The organism is Coprothermobacter sp., from assembly GCA_013824685.1.
Lineage (GTDB): Bacteria > Caldisericota > Caldisericia > Cryosericales > Cryosericaceae > Cryosericum.
Genome location: PNOG01000011.1, coordinates 14621 through 31900 on the forward strand (window position 1 = coordinate 14621; position 17280 = coordinate 31900).

The window sequence follows — 17280 nt, forward strand, 5'->3', positions numbered from 1 at the left end:
CTCCCTTAGATGAACAGACTGACGACTTTGAACTTCTCGACGTCGATCAGGCCGAAATCCGTGATCTTGAGCTTTGGAATGACCGGAAGAGCCATGAACGCCAGTGTCATGAACGGATCGTCCAGCGGGCAGCCTGTTGCGTCGCGCATCACCTTGCCCAGGTCATCCAGGCGGGCCGCGACCTCAGGTACGGACAGGTCGGACATGAGACCGCCATATGGGAGCGGGAGAGAACCGACAACTTGTCCGTTGGCCGTCACCGCGAGGCCGCCGCCAATGAAGGCGACCTGCTGTACGGCCAGCAGCATGTCGCGGTCGGCAACGCCGCACACGACGATGTTGTGGGAATCGTGGGCAACCGATGAGGCCACCGCCCCCTGTTTCATCTGGAAGCCGCTGATGAACCCTACGCCCACGCGCCCCGTGGCGTGATGGCGTTCGAAAACTGCCACCTTCAGGACGTCCTGGTCGGTGTCCGACACAACAAAGCCGTGTGCGTCGACTCTTGGGTCGACGCGACGCTCGCCGGTCACAACCTGATGGGGGATCAGCTGCAGGACTCGGAGCTGCTTGCCCGGCTCGGCCTTGACACGCAGGCTCTGGTAGGTGGGAGTAGCTATGTTGATGCTGTTCTTGATGCCGTAGCTCCTCGAGGGATGCCCGTCGTCAGCGCCCAGGTAGCGTCCGTCCTTTGCCACCAGTTCTCCCTTGGCATAGGTGGATGACGGCTGAACGTGCCGCGGGTCCGGAAAGATGATGAAGTCGGCCCAGTAGCCGGGGGCAATGGCCCCTTTGCGAGGAAGGTTGTAGTGGGTGGCCGGGTTGAGCGAGCCCAGGCGTACGGCGGTCGGGAGGTCGACACCTGCTTCAAGCAGCAGGTTGACCGCGTAGTTGATATGCCCTTCCGCAAGCAGGTCGGACGGGTGCCGGTCGTCTGTCGCCAGCATGATGCGGTGCATGTTCTCTCTGGTCAGCAGTGGAATCAGGGCTTTCACGTCCCGTGTCACCGATCCCTCGCGCATCATGATCCACATTCCGCGGGCCAGCTTTTCACGGGCTTCATCTGCCGTCGTGCATTCGTGGTCGGTCGAGATGCCCGCGCCAATGTATGCCTCCAGGTCTTGCCCGGTGATGAAGGGCGCGTGCCCGTCGATCAGCTGTCCATCGAAGGCGGCCAGCTTGGCGAGGACCGCCGGATCCCTGAACAGGATGCCAGGGTAATTCATGAACTCCGCAAGACCCAGGACTCGCGGGTTGTGGCTCAGCTCCGACAGACGGTCAGCGTCAAGCGTCTCGCTGTTGGTTTCGAGGTGTGTCGCCGGGACACAGGAGGGGAGCATGAAGTAGAAATCCAGCGGAGAGTTGCGCGTGGCCTCGAGCATGAACCGGATGCCGCGCGCTCCAGCGACGTTGGCGATCTCATGCGGGTCCGCGATCACTGCGCCGGTGCCACATGCAAGCGCCACCTTGGCGAATTCGCCCGGGACGACCATGGTGCTCTCGATATGCATGTGGCCGTCGACAAAACTGGGCGCAGCATAGGCGCTTTTGCCGTCGACGACCGTCACGCCGTCATATCGCCCGATTCCTGCGATCTGGCTGCCCGATACTGCAATGTCGACATCGTCCTCGATGTGCCCGTCAAAGACGTTCACCAGGTGGATGTTCCTGATGACCACGTCTGCCGGTGTGCGGCCGGCTGCGACGTCGATCAGCCGTGCGATGCGTTCCTGAACTGTCTGAGTTTTGCGGTTCATGCGTCTTGCCTCACGCCTTTTCCAGAATGCGGACCAGCTCAGTGTTTGCCTGTTCGACAAGAGCCTCCTCGTCACATCCGATGACCTGGCCATCACGGTAGACGATTCTTCCATCGATGATCGTACACGCTATATTGCTTGTGGACGCCTCGTAGACCAGTCGACAGTATACGTTTGTGTGAGCTCCCGGCTGAGCGAACATGTCCCGTCCAAGGTCCACAAGCACAATGTCGGCTCGCTTGCCCGGTTCCAGCGTTCCCAGTTCCTCGTCCATGCCGAGTGCTTTTGCGGCATCCACAGTCACCATGGAAAAGACCTGTTCGGGAGTCATTGTCTGTGGCCCGTATTGCGGCCTGAACGCCGTCGCCAGAACGGCGAGCTCACGTACGGCGTCCATCCTCCCTCCATACACGGGACTGTCGAACCCGGGAAGGACCGGCGTTCCCTTGCGGACAAATTCGGGGAGGCGGGACAGGGGGCGGCCGAGTTTCAGATCGGCCGTCACGTTGATGACGACGCGCGCGCCGGCCTTGCGGATGACGTTCTGCTCCAGCTCCGAGGCAAACGACGGGTTGACCAGGAACGTATGCTCTCCCAGGACCCCCATCGTCTCGAGAGAAGCCAGCTCCTGAGGGCCGCTTTCGCGGCGCATGCGCTCGATCTGGCTCTTGTCCGTTGTCAGGACGATCTTGAGGGGATAGCCACCTGCATCGGCGAAAGCCTTGGCCTGTGTCAGGCACTCATCGGTACAAAAGAGAGGGTTCGTGGTGTTCACCGCATATCGCAGCAAGCCGCCCTGGCCGCTCGCTGCGATATCGTGGACAAGCGCCTGCGCGTCGGACATCTGTTCGCGGAGCGACATGCGCAGAGTCTCAGGCCAATCCGGCGTGCGGTCGGCCAGCAGGCGTCCGCCGATGAGCCTGAACCCGAGCGTGCGGGCTGCCTGGAAGATCTGATCCATGTGGCGCATCGAGCCGCCTTCGAAGAGCGTCGTGACGCCGCTGCGAATCGACTGGCACATGCCGAGTTCAGCCGAGCAGCGAACCTGTTCGGGAGAAAAGCCTCCAACAAGCCTGAGAGCCGTTCTCTCGCGCTCGGCATCATCCAGGATCTGGTCGGTCTGACCACGAAGAAGGCTCAAACCGAGGCGAGCATGACCAAAGATCAGGCCAGGCAGGACAATCATGCCTGACGCGTCGATCGTGACGTCAGGGCGTTCGCCGCGGCCGATGGCAGTGTCGATGCGCTTGATACGTCCGTCAGCGACGAGCAGGTCAGCCTTGAGGGGCTGACGGTCGCCACCCATGGTCAGCAGTGTTCCGTTCTTGATGAGCAGCTTGTTCATAGTAGTTGTTCTGGTCATTGTACCCTGCGAGCACCTCTTTGTCAAAGCGCGGACGCCTGTGCGAAACCATGTATACTATTGACGACGAGGAGGGACCATGAGCCAGACAGTCATGATAGAAGCATTGGGACAAGGGATCGATGCCCGGACTCAGGCGCTCGACGATGTGTTTCGCTGGATGGAGCCTCAGGGGCTCGATGGCAAGAGAGTTCTTGTGTTGCTTGGTGACATGCCTGTGCGGCCGGACCTGGTGGTGCGGACGGTGCGGACGCTGTCCGGAGCGGCCCGGGTCGACCTTGCGGCAAGGTCTCTGGCTGGCTATGATGAGGCATATCGGAGCGCCTTGACACGCCTGCTGGGCGAACGTGGCGACCTGATCGAGATGATATCCGGGGAGTACGAGTCGCTGACGGTGCCCGAGAGGTCCTACGCACGCCAGCTGCACAAGATGGAGACCCCCGAGCGTCGGTACATCAAGCAGGCATTCGTGTCACGATGCCTTGCCGAAGCTGACCTGTTCGTTGTCGTACGCGGCCTCGAGCTCAACAGGTTCTCCGGCGTTCATGGTATCTTCGCCACTGTCCTCGACTGCGTTCCCACAAAGACGCGGACGGAGGTCCTGAGCTATGCGGCATATGGACTGATGGGAGAGGCTCTTCTGGATATCTGGTCCGCGATCGGGGGAGTCTTCCTGTTTGGTGTCTTCGACGGCGAACGGGCCTGCGAAGAGACGTACGGGAGAACCGCTGAGACCGGCGTGATCCTGGCCGGGATCGACCCCGAGGAATTGGACGGCTATGCGCTCATCGCAAGTGGTGGCAGGGTTTCCTGGTCGCCGTTCGGGTCTTCGGCATCGGCACGCATCGGGAGGAGCGGTCGCGGAAGGACGGCGGATGTTGCCTCCAATATCTCGCTGGATGAACTGCGGGCACGCGTGCCCGACGGGTTCCTGCAGAAGCCCCCTGTCCGCAGTGCATTTGGCTCTCCACCTGTCTTCCGGTTTTCCAGACGTCCAGACAACTTCGACACGCTTGTCTGCCCGACGGGCGCGATCGAGGAAGGACAGAACGGCATACCACTCATCAGGCGCGCAGCGTGCGTCACATGTGGGTGGTGTCTCAAGGAGTATGCCGAGGTATCGGCGTCAAGGAGATAGGTCCTCAAGGCCTCAGCATGAAGAAGGGGCGCACACGTGCGCCCCTTCTTCATGCACTGCGTCGGCCCCTTCGGTCCTAGCTGAAGGAAATAAGATCCTCGAGGGATTCGGCCGATATCTCTGGAGCCTTGAGACTCGCTGTCTCGACGATACTGACGTCCTTGTAGTTCTTCGAGATGTTCTTGTACGTCGTGAGGTAGTTCTGATACCCCATCTTCTTGGTCACCAGCAGAGCTTCGCCGACAAATCCCGGCGCCTCGAGGCGCATTGCCAGATCCCGGGCAATCGACAGCTCGATGGGAGACAGAGCGACGACGGTGAGCTTGATCACCTGGCGCATCTCCTCTGGCACGTTCTGCAGGTCCTTGGCCGAGACGGCAAGTTTGGAGATACGATTGCGATACCCGCCGCGGAACAGCTGCGCCAGCGCGCCGGCGTCAGCGACAACGCCATCTTGCAGCAGCGTGTCGAGTTCGACATCGCCCGAGAACATGGAGGGCGGTGGGGCTGGCCTGCTTGCTGGAAGCGGTGCGAACGGGGGTACGGGGACAGCGGTGCTTGCTGTGGCGCCAGCCGCAGCCATCGTCTGCTGGAACGATTCCTCGTCGGCCAACAGTCGCGACAGGAGGTCCGCGCTGGACGGTGTCGGCGGGTTGGCCTCCGGCAATTTCGTCGCCGCGGGTTCGTTTTCTGCCTCAACAGGGACGACCTCAACAGGAACTGCCTCGGGTGTTGCTACGACTTCTGACGTTTCTGGCGCTGCTGGCAGTGCCTCTTCAGTAGGTGAGACTTCCTCAAGGACCGGAGTAGTCATCTCCTCGGCCGAACCTGGCTCTTCGATGGAACCTGACTGCAGGGTGACAGGTTCCTCTGGAACGGGGATTTCTTCAGCCTGAAGGGTCCCCTCGGCTACCGAAGGCTCTTCGGAAGGCAAGGGTCGATCGAGAGGCACAACGGTGTCAGAAGCGGTGCTTTCAGGCTCAACGGGCTGGACCGGAGCTTCCTGCCCGATAGGTCTCAGGTCGGGTTCAGGGAACGGTTCGGGGAGTGTTTCTGGGGGCAGTTCCTGGGCAAAGGAAGTGTCCTGCAGAGGAGTGAGGAGAGCTTCCGAAGGGATGTCGGCTGGAGCTGTCGGAGCAGCCATGATGGGTTCCGGCTGTTCGGTTTGAGCCGCAGGTGATTCTGCCTCGGACGAGGTGAACTCCAGCGGCGGCGGCATGTCTGGCGCAATCGTGGCGGCAGCATCCGCGGGTACGGTGGGCACTACAGTGGACACCGCATCTGTGCCGCCGAAGAAGCCAAGTGGCTCCAGGGCAATCTCAGGGACGGACAATGGTTCGAGCCGCGTATGCGATGATTCCTCGGCGACTGCGGGTTGGGCTGCCGGTTCCTGCACCGGTGGTGTTTCCGGCTTTTCGTGGGTTCGTGCCAGTTGATCCAGTGATGTCGCCGGCGACGGTTTTGGGCCTTGTTCCACAAGGCCGAACTCAATGACGTTTTCTCCCTGCCCTGCTGTTCTGGGGGACACTCTGGGCAGGCGCTTGCGCACGTTGTGCCGGGGACGCAGAGCGAGGACAAGGATGATAAGGGCAAGAACGACAACGATCCAGAACATCCATATCGCCACAAGCTCAGGCGCCACTGAGAGGCCAGTCACCAGGCGTCCCAGAATTGGCACGATCAGCGCAGACACAGGCAGAAACAACCGGACGGCGAGGTCATTGATCGCCTGTGTCGCAGTCTCGAGAATCTTGAGTGCCTGACCCGAAACGAAGAAATCACGGACACTCATAGACACCGAGGCAACAAACGCACCAGCCGAGCTGGACGAATCCGCCTGAACACACGCCGTCGGCACAAGGGCCACGAAGGCGCAGCAGAATACCAGAAGTCCTGTCAGAGTGTTTCTCGCTTGTTTTCTCATACCATGAGCACCATCCTTGTAGCAAGAATGTTACAGGCCATTCGCCGTTTTGCAACTATGCAGTGCCTGTCCGTGTGCTGCCCCGCTCGGTCAGCTTGTGCAGACTGGTACAGCAAGTATAATGCCAATATTGAAAAGAGTGATGCACATTCGGGCGTCAATGCGGAGGCGCGTATGCCATTGGCTGGTGATCTATCGGGGTTGAGCGTCGATGAAACCATTTTGTTCATCATGAGGGGTGGAAAATCGGGACGCCTCGTTCTGAACCACGATGCTGTGGAGAGCTCGCTGTATTTTGACGCGGGGGCAATTGTCGAGGTGATCCATGGTCGTGCTCATGGTGTGGAAGCCCTTGCCGGTGCGTTGGCCACATGCTCTACCGGACAGGTCACCTTCTACGAGGACGAACAGATACCGGCACCCTCGATGCACGTGGACGAGTCCCAGTTGTCCAGTATGGCGCGACAGGCGCACATTGAGGCGGACACAATGACACCTGCTTTGCCAGACATCGACGAGAAGTTGACGCTGAGGCTGTCATTCGCAGACCCTCCTTCGCTGACACCATTGCAGTGGCTGCTGCTGGCCCAGATCCCCCAGCGTCGCACGTTGCGACACCTGTGCAAGGGGCGAGACCCGCTCGCGGTCAAGAAGGCCTTGTCTCCCCTGCTCCTCAGCGGACTCGTGCAGCGGACTGGACAGGTCATGTCTCCAGATATCGTCGGAGTCCGTCTTGCCGTGGTCAAGGGGTACACGCGGGACGAGGAAGCCGTCGAAGTGGACCAGGAGATCGTTGCGGGATGGCGAGAGTCGGGTATCTTCACGGGGCGGGTGCTCGTCGGAGAGCACGTCTTCACTGCATTGGCGAGACAGGGATTGGGCAAGAGCATCCTGATGTCTGTGCCTGCTTGCCGGCTATGCGGTGTGCGCGACGCACAGGAGGTCAACGTCACCCCTGCGCCATGAGACGCTGTGCCAAGATCCAGAACATCAAACCCCCGGCCGCACGGCAGGGGGTTTGATGCATGAGGACTGAGTTGTTCTCGACAATCAGGACCTGAGGATGTCCTTCTCGATGAGCTTGAAGACCTTTGTGGGACACTTGGCGACGCAGATGCCGCATGAGGTGCACAAGTGCTCGTCCACGACAGGGAGCCCGCGTTCCATGTGAATAGCTCCTTCGGGACAGGACTTGACGCATATCTCGCACTTGATGCAACCGGTCTTGCATGTCGCGATGACCTTCGATTTCACGGGATTCCGATTGGAACAGAGGGGCATTGCGCCCTTTCTGGCGCGCGAAACCTTCGTGAGAACGTTCTGGGGGCAGGAATCGACGCACTTCCCGCACCCGGTGCACTTGACCGTGTCCACATGAGGAAGGCCGTCGTCCCCCATATGAAGCGCGTCGAACGGACAGACTACGGTGCAGTCGCCGAGGCCGATGCACGACCACTGACACAGCTTCGTGCCTCCCGACGTTATCTTGGCGGCACGGCAGGACTGAATGCCTGCATAGTCGGCTTTGAGAGGGGCCTTGTCTTTCGATCCCTGGCACACGAGAACGGCGATCTGGTCGACAGCGCTGGATGTGAGGCCGAGCAGTGCGGCGATCTGGTCGCCCGCATTCCTGCCACCCGTGGTGCAGCGGTCAGGAGCGACCGTCTGATGGGCGACCGCAAGCGCGAAGGCGTCACAGCCCGCGAAGCCGCAGGCGCCGCAGTTGGCCCCAGGGAGGATGGCACGGACCTTGTCGACCAATGGGTCACTGGGGACCGCGAACTTTTCGCGGAAGAAGCCCAGGGCGATACCGATCAGCAAACCGAGGATGGCAGAGACAATTGCTGTTTCGAGGACAATTCTCATCGGGACCTCACTTGATGAGCCCTGCGAAACCCATGAATGCCACCGCTATGATGCTTGTCGTGAGGAACAGGATAGGCGTATCCATCATGAAGGCGGGAATCGCGGAGTTCTTGAGCCGCTGACGCACACCCGCCAGGAGGAGCATCGCAAGCAGATATCCCAGCGACACAGCGACTGCAAAGACGATCGACTGCACGAAGTTGTAGTTGTTCGTGATCTGATCGAACGTGACAGCCAGGATGGCGCAGTTGGTCGTGATCAGTGGGAGATAGATGCCCATGGCATGGTAGAGCGTAGGGACGCTCTTCTTGAGATAGAACTCGACCAGCTGGACCAGCGCGGCGATGACCACGATAAACACCAGGATCTCGAGGAACTCGAGCCCATTCGGCTTGAGAATCCAGTGGTAGATGGGCCACGTGACGGCTGAAGCCATCACGGTGACGAAGGTTACGGCCAGTCCCATGCCCACCGACTGTCCTACGTCGGACGTCATGCCGATATAGGAGCATAGTGCGATGAAGCGCATGAGGATGATATTGTTGATGAGGAACGCCGCGACGAAGATCTTGATCAGGTCAGACATTTCCCCTCCTATGCCTTTTCGGCCGAGCTGTTGCCGGGCAACGTGCAGCAGCTATCCTGGGTCGGTTCCGGTTTTCTGCCAGCCAGCAGTTTTCGGCGCAGGTCGTTGCTTGCTGCCATCCAGAGGGCGAAGACGAGAAAGCCACCGGGTGGCAGGATGAAGAAGATCATGGGTTCGAAGGATGACGGCATGATCTGGAATCCCAGAAGCGTGCCGTTTCCCAACAGTTCCCGGACAACCGCCAGGGCGACGAGTACCCAGGTGAAGCCAATGCCCATCCCGAGACCGTCGAAGAGAGAGTCGAGCACAGGCTGCTTGGAGGAGTAGGCCTCGACGCGTCCCATGACGATGCAGTTCACCACGACGAGCGGGATGAAGACACCCATGGACTTGGAAAGGGCGGGAAAGTACGCTTTCATCTCGAGGTCCATGATGGTCGTGAATGCGGCAATGACAATCAGGAAGATGGGCATGCGGATGCTGTCCGGAATCAGGTTTCGGAACAGTGAGATGATGACCTCGGACAGGACCAGGACGAAGGTCAGCGCGAGGCCCATGCCGATTCCGTTGGCCACGCCGGTGGTGACGGCCATCGAGGAGCAGAGGCCGATCATGATGACAAACAGCGGGTTCTCGACGATGAGACCGTTGACGAAGATACCGAACAGGCGTTTCACAGGCCACCTCCTGCAAGGGCCTTGACGAGAGCGTCGGCAGTTGCTTTCACGAGCGCTGTGGCTCCTGCGCTACTGAATGTAGCCCCTGAGGCTGCGTCGATGTTCGCGCCGACCTCGAGAGGTGCGCCGGCTTTCTTGCCGACGAACTGCTGGGCGAATTCTGGTGCGAGAATCGAACTGCCCAGGCTGTCGGTACACTCCAGAATCTGAACGCCAAGAATCGTTCCATCAGTAGCAACGCCTACAAGAACGGTGACGTCACCATCATAGCTTGTCGCCTTGGCTTTCGCGGCTGCGCCGACGATAGCTCCGGCTTTGGTTCCCACAGACGTTTCCAGGATGGAGACACCAGGAATGCTGGACGTCGCAGGTCTGGAGGACGTTCGGACGGTATCCGCCGACGGAAGGACAGCTTGTGGCTCTTGGGATGAACCTCCAATGCCGAGGACGTCGGAGACAGCCTTGCCAACGACCTGAACCAGATTGGTAATGGCTCTGCTCGTGATGGTTGCACTGGTGATCGCGAGCACGTCCTCCTTGACGACGAAGGGGTCGGTGAGTCTCTTGCCGGCGAACTGCCCCGGGAATGTCGTCCTGGTGGTCTTGTCGACGTAGTACGTTGAGCTTGCGGCATTCGCGCCGAGACCGGGGGTGTCCTTGTTCTCGAGGACTTTCACGCCCGTGATGGTTCCGTCGGTCGAAACGCCGACGATCAGGGTCGTAAGGCCGCCGTAGCTGGGACCTTGGACCTTGACAGCTATGCCGAGTGATCCTGAAGGGCCGTTTGCCGTGTATGCTGCATCGAAGGTGACCTTGGGGTTTGTGGACTTCACCGTATCCGTTGGAGTGAACCCAGTTGCCTTGGGGAATACTTCGCGAAGACCGGCCTGGAGATCGGCCTCCTGACGCTGCGCAATGGTCTTGCTCGTACTGTTGTAGACGAATGCAAGCCCGACACAGCCGACAGTGCAGTATACTGCCAGGATGAGCCCCAGCTTGATCATCTGCCAGCGCTTCATGTGTTCACCTTCCTGGGCTTCACGAACCCGAACTTGTGGGGGATGATCTTGTCCAGATACGGTACGACGACGTTCATGAGCAGGATGCCGTAGGTGACGCCCTCAGGGAAGTTGCCGAGTTGACGGATGAGAACCGTCATGAGTCCTGCGCCAATGCCAAAAGCCCACTTGCCAACGGGCGTCACAGGGGTCGTAACATAGTCTGTGGCCATGAAGAACGCTCCCAGCAGGATGCCGCCGGCCAGCACCGAGAAGACCGGGTCCCGTCCAAAGAGCCAGGACGCGGCGAATGTCGTCGCGACCATGGCGACCGGTGTCCGCAGGTCGATGATGCGTGTCACTACCAGGAACGCGGCTCCCAGCAGGAGCAGTAGCCCAGACGTCTCACCGATACAGCCTGAACGGTTGCCAAGGAACATCTGAAGGTACAGAGCCGACTTTTCACTGACCCCGACACTCTTCATGACGTCGGTGAGGGCTCCGCCCAGCTTCAGGATACCGAGAGGCGTCGCAGTCGTCGTCGCGTCGACGGCAGCCGCGTGCAGAGAGGGAGACCAGCGTGTCATGAACGCCGGCCAGCTCATCACCAGAATGGCGCGCCCCACGAGGGCCGGATTCGCGAAGTTGCCACCGAGCCCTCCGAACAGCTCCTTGGCCACGACGATGGCGAACGCCGAGCCGACCGCAGCCATCCACAACGGTGAGGACACCGGCAGGATGAGCGCAAGCAGCATTCCCGTGATGACCGCGGACAGGTCGGTGATGTGTGTCTCGCGGCGAAGCGCTGTGCGGAACAGGAATTCGGCAGCAACGGCACTGACGACGGATACCGCAGTAACCAGCAGCGCCCGGGGTCCGAAGTAGTAGACGCCTCCGGCCAGGGCGGGGAGCAGGGCGATGATGACCATGCCCATCGTTTTCTGGATGTCGTTGCCGGTCACGAAGTGTGGTGCACCGGACAAGACAAGCTTCATCGCCTTATTTTCCATGGCGGGCCTCCTTGGCACGCTGGTTGCGGAGAAGGTCCTTGCCGAGCTTGAACTGCTGGGTGAGAGGGATACGTGCCGGGCAGACGTAGCTGCAGGCACCGCATTCGAAACAGTCAACAAGGCCGATGGCATCGGCACGGTTGAGATCATCGGAGAGGAGCGCGGCATTCAGCAGCATAGGCAATAGCCGTGCCGGACAGGCATCTGCGCAGCGGCCGCAGCGGATGCACTGACGCTCCACATACTGCTTCGATTCCGCGGCAGTGAAGAACACGATACCGCTGGTGCCCTTGGCGACCGGGATCTGCAGCGATGGTACGGCGACACCCATCATGGGGCCGCCGAACATGACTTTGCGGAGGTCGTCGCTGATCTGAATGACGTTGGGAATGAGGTCAGCGATGAGTGTCCCGATGGGGGCGTACAGGTTTTTGGGTGTTGCGCAGGCTCCGCCTGAGACGGTGAAACCACGTTCGATCAGCGGTTTGCCGTCAGCGAACGCTTCTTTGATGGCCTTGAGCGTCCCGACATTCTGGACGATGACGCCGATGTCAGCCGGCAGTCCGTGAGAAGGGACTTCACGTCCGGTGACGGCCTTGATGAGCATCTTCTCCCCGCCTTCGGGGTACTTGGTTGCAACGAGGACAGCCTCCATCGGAATGCCGTGACTATGCCCGGCAAACTGCTGTTCGATGACAGGAAGAGCGTCCGCTTTGTTGGATTCAATCGCGACGACTGCTCTCGTGGCTCCCACAATGTGTGCCGCAATGGCCAGTCCCTCGACGACGTCCGCAGGCGATTCGATCATCGTCCGGTAGTCGATCGTCAGGTAGGGCTCGCATTCTGCACCATTGGCAATGATGGTGTCCACGGGCTTGTCTGCAGGGGGAGCCAGCTTGACGTCAGTGGGGAAGGATGCGCCGCCCATGCCGACGACTCCAGCATCGCGCAAGCGAGCGATCGCTTCCTCACGTGAGCAGACAAACGCGTCGAGCGGCGGCATGTACGCTGTTTCGTTGGTTCCGTCAGCTTCAATGAAGACAGCCATGCCGTCCTTCAGATTGCTCTGGGGGGCAGGCTCGATCTTCTTGACGATGCCGGTGATGGATGCATGAACTGCCGCTGCAGGACAGGCCTGAACATCGCCGATCTTCTGGCCTTTCAGGACGCGGTCTCCGACCTTTACGAGCGGCTGGTTCTGGGCCCCGATGGCTTGTGTCAGGTGAATGACGACGGACGTAGGCGCTGGCACGTATTCGATGGGCAGGTCTCTGGTTGGTTCCTTGTGCTCAGAGGGGTGAATGCCCCCTCTGAATGTTTTCAGACTCATCTATGCCAACGCTCCTTTCGCTTCAGCCGGTTCGACCTTGTGCCCGCAGTGTGGGCACGATTTCCAGTTTGTTTCCATGAGTTCGCCGCATGCCGGACATATCGTGCGGAGTTCATTGCCGCATGCGGGACAGAACCGGTACCTTGACTTCACTTCGTGTCCACAAACCGGGCACTTTCTGTCCTGCTCGTCCATGAGGAACGCATAGTAGCTTCTCTCGAGCTTGAGAACGTCATTGTTCAACTTATCCGCCATGTGGTCGTCGAGGGTCAGGGGGTCGCGGACCAGAAAGTATACAATCAATGGCAGCAGCCCGAGGCCGACCACGGTGAAGACCGACCAGACGACGGTGTTGGCGCCTCTCCTCGACGTGTCCTTGATGATCCAGACGAGGATGACGGCGACAAGGACAGCCGCGCCCAGCAGGATGGAACTCAGGTTCGGGACGACCGTGTTCTGCCAGAATTCGACCAGTAATGTAGTCATGATGTCACCTCCCAGTGCGAACAAGGATCATGGACGCACAAATGTGTAGAGACCCATGAGCTTGCGGACTGCTCCCACAAGGTAAAGGGAGCCTGTCACAAGCAGCCATGAGCCGTCTGGCGTCAGGTTTCGGGCTCTCTCGTATGCCCGCTCTGTGTCGTCTTCCACGACGATGGAACCATGGGGATGGTAGCGCAGGAACTTCTCCTCCAGTTCCCAGGGGCTGGCAGCCCGGCTGCTGTCAGGGACGCGGGTCAGGACGATGGTGTCCACCTCAGGAGCCAGCATGCTGGCGATCCCATCCATGTCCTTGTCCATGAGCACGCCGAACAGCATCGTGAACCGCTGGCCAGGGAAATGGGCATGCAGCGATTTCACGAGGTACTTGGCCGCTGTCTGCGTGTGTGCACCATCCAGAAGGACCGTTGGCATACCGGGAACGAGCTCCATGCGTCCGGGCCAGAACGTTTGTTGGAGAGCGCGCCGCATTGCAGCCTCAGAGACGTCGATGCCATCTTTGACGGTCAAAGCGATAACGGCACTGATCGCGCTTGCTGCATTCTGGACCTGATGAGTGCCGCGGAGCGAGATCGTTACGTCAGGGAGCGAAACCTGACGACCGAGGACCACGCCTGCATAGTCGAACGTGACGGAGTCCGGTGTGAACCGCTGCGAGGAGAAGGTGTAGTCTCGTCCAGCGAGGACAATCTGGTTTTCCATCGTCTCAGCCTGGGCGAGCAGGGTCGCCTGGGCGCCCGGGTAGTCCTGATGGCCGAGGACGGTGATGCCTCCGTGCTTGATGATGCCGGCTTTCTGGGTCGCGATCTCTTCGACGGTGTTGCCAAGCCGGTCCGTATGTTCCAGTCCGATATTCGTGATGACGGCAACCTCGGGCACGAGGATGACGTTGGTGGCATCGTACAGTCCTCCGAGACCGACTTCCCATACGACCACGTCGACCCTCCTGCGGGCGAAGTGCACGATCGCCATGGCGGTGAAGACCTCGAAGACGGTGACCGGATCGTCTTCCGAGACGGTGCCAATCGCACTCCAGACAGCGTCGAACGCGTCAAGGAAGTCCTCAGGCGAGAGCATTGCCCCATTGACTGAAATGCGTTCGCCGACATCTACGAGAGAGGGACTGATGTAGAGGCCGACGGTGTAGCCGGCTTCCTCGAGCATGCGTGCTGTGAACGCACAGACCGAGCCCTTGCCCTTGGTGCCTGCCACGTGAACGAATCGGAGCTGTCGTTCCGGGTTCCCCAGGCTGGCCATGATACGGCCGATTCTCTCCAGGCCCAGCTTCGAGCCAAACTTGGCGAGTGAGAAAACGCAATCGAGTGCTTCAGCGTATGTCCTTCGCACGCGAGTTTCCACGCCGTGCCAGGGCTAGCCCTGTCCCTTCAGGAAGGTGCCGATGAGCTGTTCTTCGGCCCTGAGGTCTTCCAGTTTCTGCGTGTCCTTGTCGACGACTTCGACCGGGGCACGCGCGAGGAAGTCCTGGTTGCCCAGCCGAGCCTCGAGCTTGATGGTATCTGCGTGCAGGAGTTCCAGTCTACCCCCGAGGACCTTGAGTTCGCCTTCATAGTCGAAGTCAGCCTTCGCAAGGATCATGACCTGCATGGTCCCGTAGGCGCCCTTGATGTAGCGCTGGGTCGAATCGAGCTGAGTCGCAATGTCGGCAAACCGCCCGACGAACTTGACTGCCTCCACGTTTGTCATGATTGCCGCGATGTCACGTTCCGCCCCGACCGCGACCACGCTCTGTTTCTCAGTCGGCGGCAGATGGAAGACCGCCTTGAGGTTCCGGACTGCCTTGATGAATCCGATGAGGAAGTCGGCCTGCGCGGTGTTCCCCTCGTACGTAGCCATTCCATCGGCTTCAGGGTACGCCGCCGTCATGATCAGATGGTCGCCGCCGTACAGCTGCTGCGTGATCGTCTCGGTGACAAATGGGACAAACGGGTGGAGGAGGCGCAGCGTGTTTTCGAGGACGTACGCCAGCACCCAACGGGTTGCGGGTGCCCTGGCCTCGTCGCGGAGTGGGATCTTCGCGAGCTCGATGTACCAATCGCAGAAGTCGCCCCAGATAAACTCGTAGAGCCTGTGGGAAGCCTCGCCAAAGTCATACACGTCCATCTTGGCCGTCACGTCCCGTGTCGCGTCGGACAGACGCGTCAGGATCCATCGGTCGAACAGGCCAAGCTGGTCATCGGACGGACGGGGGCCGGCCAGCGTCTCCTTGACGCCCACGCCGGCGACGACGAACCGCGTCGCGTTCCACAGCTTGTTGATGAAGTTCCGCGACGACAGAAGCTTCTGGTCGGAGAGCAGGATGTCCTGTCCTCCGTAGGTGGAGAGCGAGGCCATCGTGAACCGCAGGGCATCCGTGCCATAGGTACTGATCAGGTCCAGCGGATCCACCTGATTCTTGAGCGACTTGCTCATCTTGCGTCCCTGCTCATCACGGACAAGACCGGTGATGAAGACGGTATGGAAGGGGACATCATCCATAAACTCGAGACCAGACACCACCATGCGGGCGACCCAGAAGAAGATGATATCGTAGCCGGTGATGAGGAGAGACGTCGGATAGTAGTAGTTGAGAGAGGCAGTCTGCTCAGGCCATCCAAGCGTAGCGAACGGCCACAGGGCCGAGCTGAACCACGTGTCCAGGACATCGCTTTCCTGGGTGATATGGCTGCTGCCGCATTTCGGGCAGACGTGGGGGGCGTCGACGGAAACGATGACCTCGCCGCAGTCTTCACAATGGTAGACCGGGATACGGTGGCCCCACCACAACTGACGGGAAACACACCAGTCGTTGATGTTCTCCAACCAGCCCTCATAGACTTTCCGCCACTTGACCGGCAGGACCTCGACCTTGCCCTCGCGTTCAGCCTCCAGTGCCCTGGCAGCCAGACCCTTCATGCGCAAGTACCACTGGTCCGTGACGATAGGCTCAATGGTAGAGCTGCAGCGCGAGCAGTGCCCAACACTGTGTTCGTAGTCGTCCACCTTTTCCAGCAGCCCCAGGGCGTCGATCTCGACGACGATTTTCTCACGGGCCTGGGTGGCAGTCATGCCCCTGTAATGCAAGGCGTTCTCGTTCATGAGACCGTCGAGGCCGATGACGGCCATGTTCGGAAGGCTGTGCCTTTGGCCGACCTCGAAGTCCGTGGGGTCGTGGCCGGGAGTGATCTTGAGGGCGCCCGTCCCGAAATCCAGCAGGACGGCTTCGTCCGCGATCACCGGGATCGTCCGGTTGGCGACGGGGACGACAACGTCTCTGCCGACGATGTCCGCGTACCGCGGGTCGGCCGGGTTGACGGCGACGGCTGCATCCGCGAGGATGGTCTCCGGGCGTGTCGTGGCAATCGTGACGAACCCCGAGCCATCGGCAAACGGGTATCGGACGTACCAGAGATGACCCTTCTCGTTTGCGTACGTGACCTCGATGTCCGAGATTGCCGTGTGGCAATGGGGACACCAGTTGGTGATACGCTGACCCTTATAGAGAAGACCTTTTTCATAGTAGTGGACGAAAGCAGCCTTGACTGCTCGCTCATACGGCTCGTCAAGTGTGAAGCGCAGACGGTCCCAGTCGGCAGAGACGCCGAGCTTCTTGAGCTGGGACAGGATGATGCCTCCGTACTTCTCTTTCCACTCCCAGATGCGACGGACGAATTCGTCGCGCCCCAATCCTTCCTTCGTCAGCCCCTGCTCCTTGATCTGACGCTCTACGACCGCCTGTGTGGCGATGCCGGCGTGATCCATTCCCGGCAGCCACAGTGTCTCGAATCCCTTCATGCGCTTGTACCGGATGGCGATGTCCTGGAGCGTCATATTGAGAGCGTGGCCGATGTGCAGGTACCCAGTGACATTAGGCGGGGGCATCATGACAACGAATGGAGTTCTGTCGGGGTTGGGCTCCGAATGGAAAGCCGCCTGGCTGAGCCACAGACCATAGATCTGTTCCTCGTGCTTTATTGCCTCGTAAATCGGATCCAATTCGATTGGAGTCATCACCCAAACCTCCACGACGGTATTCGCCAAGTATAGGCTGACACTGCTGATTGTCAATTGAACTGAGGCTCGGCGGCCCTGATTGCCACGGCCAGGAACGCGGCTATACTTTCGCTGGA

Annotated in this window: 14 protein-coding genes; 2 read left to right on the top strand and 12 right to left on the bottom strand. The window is 60.1% G+C overall.

The annotated features are described in order from the left end of the window. Positions 1-5: 5 nt before the first annotated feature. Both ade and C0398_03950 read right to left on the bottom strand, forming a co-directional pair. The gene (gene ade, locus C0398_03945) at positions 6-1757 is read right to left on the bottom strand and encodes an adenine deaminase (GenBank protein ID MBA4365143.1); all 1752 of its coding nucleotides are present in this window, start codon (positions 1755-1757) and stop codon (positions 6-8) included. A 10-nt stretch (positions 1758-1767) separates the two neighbouring features. Further along, positions 1768-3120, bottom strand: coding sequence for a hypothetical protein (locus C0398_03950; protein ID MBA4365144.1), 1353 nt, complete (start codon positions 3118-3120; stop codon positions 1768-1770). A gap of 79 nt (positions 3121-3199) precedes the next feature. Here C0398_03950 and C0398_03955 point away from each other — a divergent pair, with 79 nt between their 5' ends. Then, on the top strand, positions 3200-4258 hold the full coding sequence (locus tag C0398_03955; GenBank protein MBA4365145.1) for a hypothetical protein: 1059 nt from the start codon (positions 3200-3202) through the stop codon (positions 4256-4258). Between the two features lie 76 nt (positions 4259-4334). Here C0398_03955 and C0398_03960 read toward each other — a convergent pair whose 3' ends face one another. Next, positions 4335-6182, bottom strand: a complete 1848-nt coding sequence (locus C0398_03960) for a hypothetical protein (GenBank protein ID MBA4365146.1) — start codon at positions 6180-6182, stop codon at positions 4335-4337. Between the two features lie 174 nt (positions 6183-6356). On the opposite strand from C0398_03960, the gene C0398_03965 reads away from it, so the two are divergent. Then, positions 6357-7148, top strand: coding sequence for a hypothetical protein (locus C0398_03965; protein MBA4365147.1), 792 nt, complete (start codon positions 6357-6359; stop codon positions 7146-7148). An 84-nt stretch (positions 7149-7232) separates the two neighbouring features. Here the strand turns inward: C0398_03965 and C0398_03970 are convergent, their stop codons facing one another. The 9 genes from C0398_03970 to C0398_04010 are packed head-to-tail and all read right to left on the bottom strand — an operon-like array spanning position 7233 to position 17161. Then, positions 7233-8048 (bottom strand): ferredoxin, encoded by an 816-nt coding sequence (locus tag C0398_03970; GenBank protein MBA4365148.1) that lies wholly within the window; start codon positions 8046-8048, stop codon positions 7233-7235. A 7-nt stretch (positions 8049-8055) separates the two neighbouring features. Next, entirely contained in the window at positions 8056-8634 is a 579-nt protein-coding gene (locus C0398_03975; GenBank protein MBA4365149.1) for an electron transport complex subunit RsxA, read from the bottom strand. Between the two features lie 8 nt (positions 8635-8642). Further along, a complete protein-coding gene (locus tag C0398_03980; GenBank protein ID MBA4365150.1) occupies positions 8643-9311 on the bottom strand; it encodes an electron transport complex subunit RsxE in 669 nt (222 codons plus the stop codon). Further along, positions 9308-10330 carry a hypothetical protein gene (locus C0398_03985; protein ID MBA4365151.1) on the bottom strand — a complete coding sequence of 341 codons (1023 nt, stop codon included), beginning with the start codon at positions 10328-10330 and terminating at the stop codon, positions 9308-9310. Before C0398_03985 ends, C0398_03980 begins: the two co-directional genes overlap by 4 nt. Beyond that, positions 10327-11319, bottom strand: coding sequence for an NADH-quinone reductase (locus C0398_03990; GenBank protein ID MBA4365152.1), 993 nt, complete (start codon positions 11317-11319; stop codon positions 10327-10329). The genes C0398_03985 and C0398_03990 overlap by 4 nt, the downstream gene beginning before the upstream one ends. Then, on the bottom strand, positions 11309-12649 hold the full coding sequence (locus C0398_03995) for an electron transport complex subunit RsxC (protein MBA4365153.1): 1341 nt from the start codon (positions 12647-12649) through the stop codon (positions 11309-11311). Before C0398_03995 ends, C0398_03990 begins: the two co-directional genes overlap by 11 nt. After that, on the bottom strand, positions 12650-13135 hold the full coding sequence (locus tag C0398_04000) for a hypothetical protein (protein ID MBA4365154.1): 486 nt from the start codon (positions 13133-13135) through the stop codon (positions 12650-12652). 27 nt (positions 13136-13162) lie between these two features. Then, the gene (locus C0398_04005; protein ID MBA4365155.1) at positions 13163-14500 is read right to left on the bottom strand and encodes a bifunctional folylpolyglutamate synthase/dihydrofolate synthase; all 1338 of its coding nucleotides are present in this window, start codon (positions 14498-14500) and stop codon (positions 13163-13165) included. A 24-nt stretch (positions 14501-14524) separates the two neighbouring features. After that, entirely contained in the window at positions 14525-17161 is a 2637-nt protein-coding gene (locus C0398_04010; protein ID MBA4365156.1) for a valine--tRNA ligase, read from the bottom strand. Positions 17162-17280 lie beyond the last annotated feature (119 nt).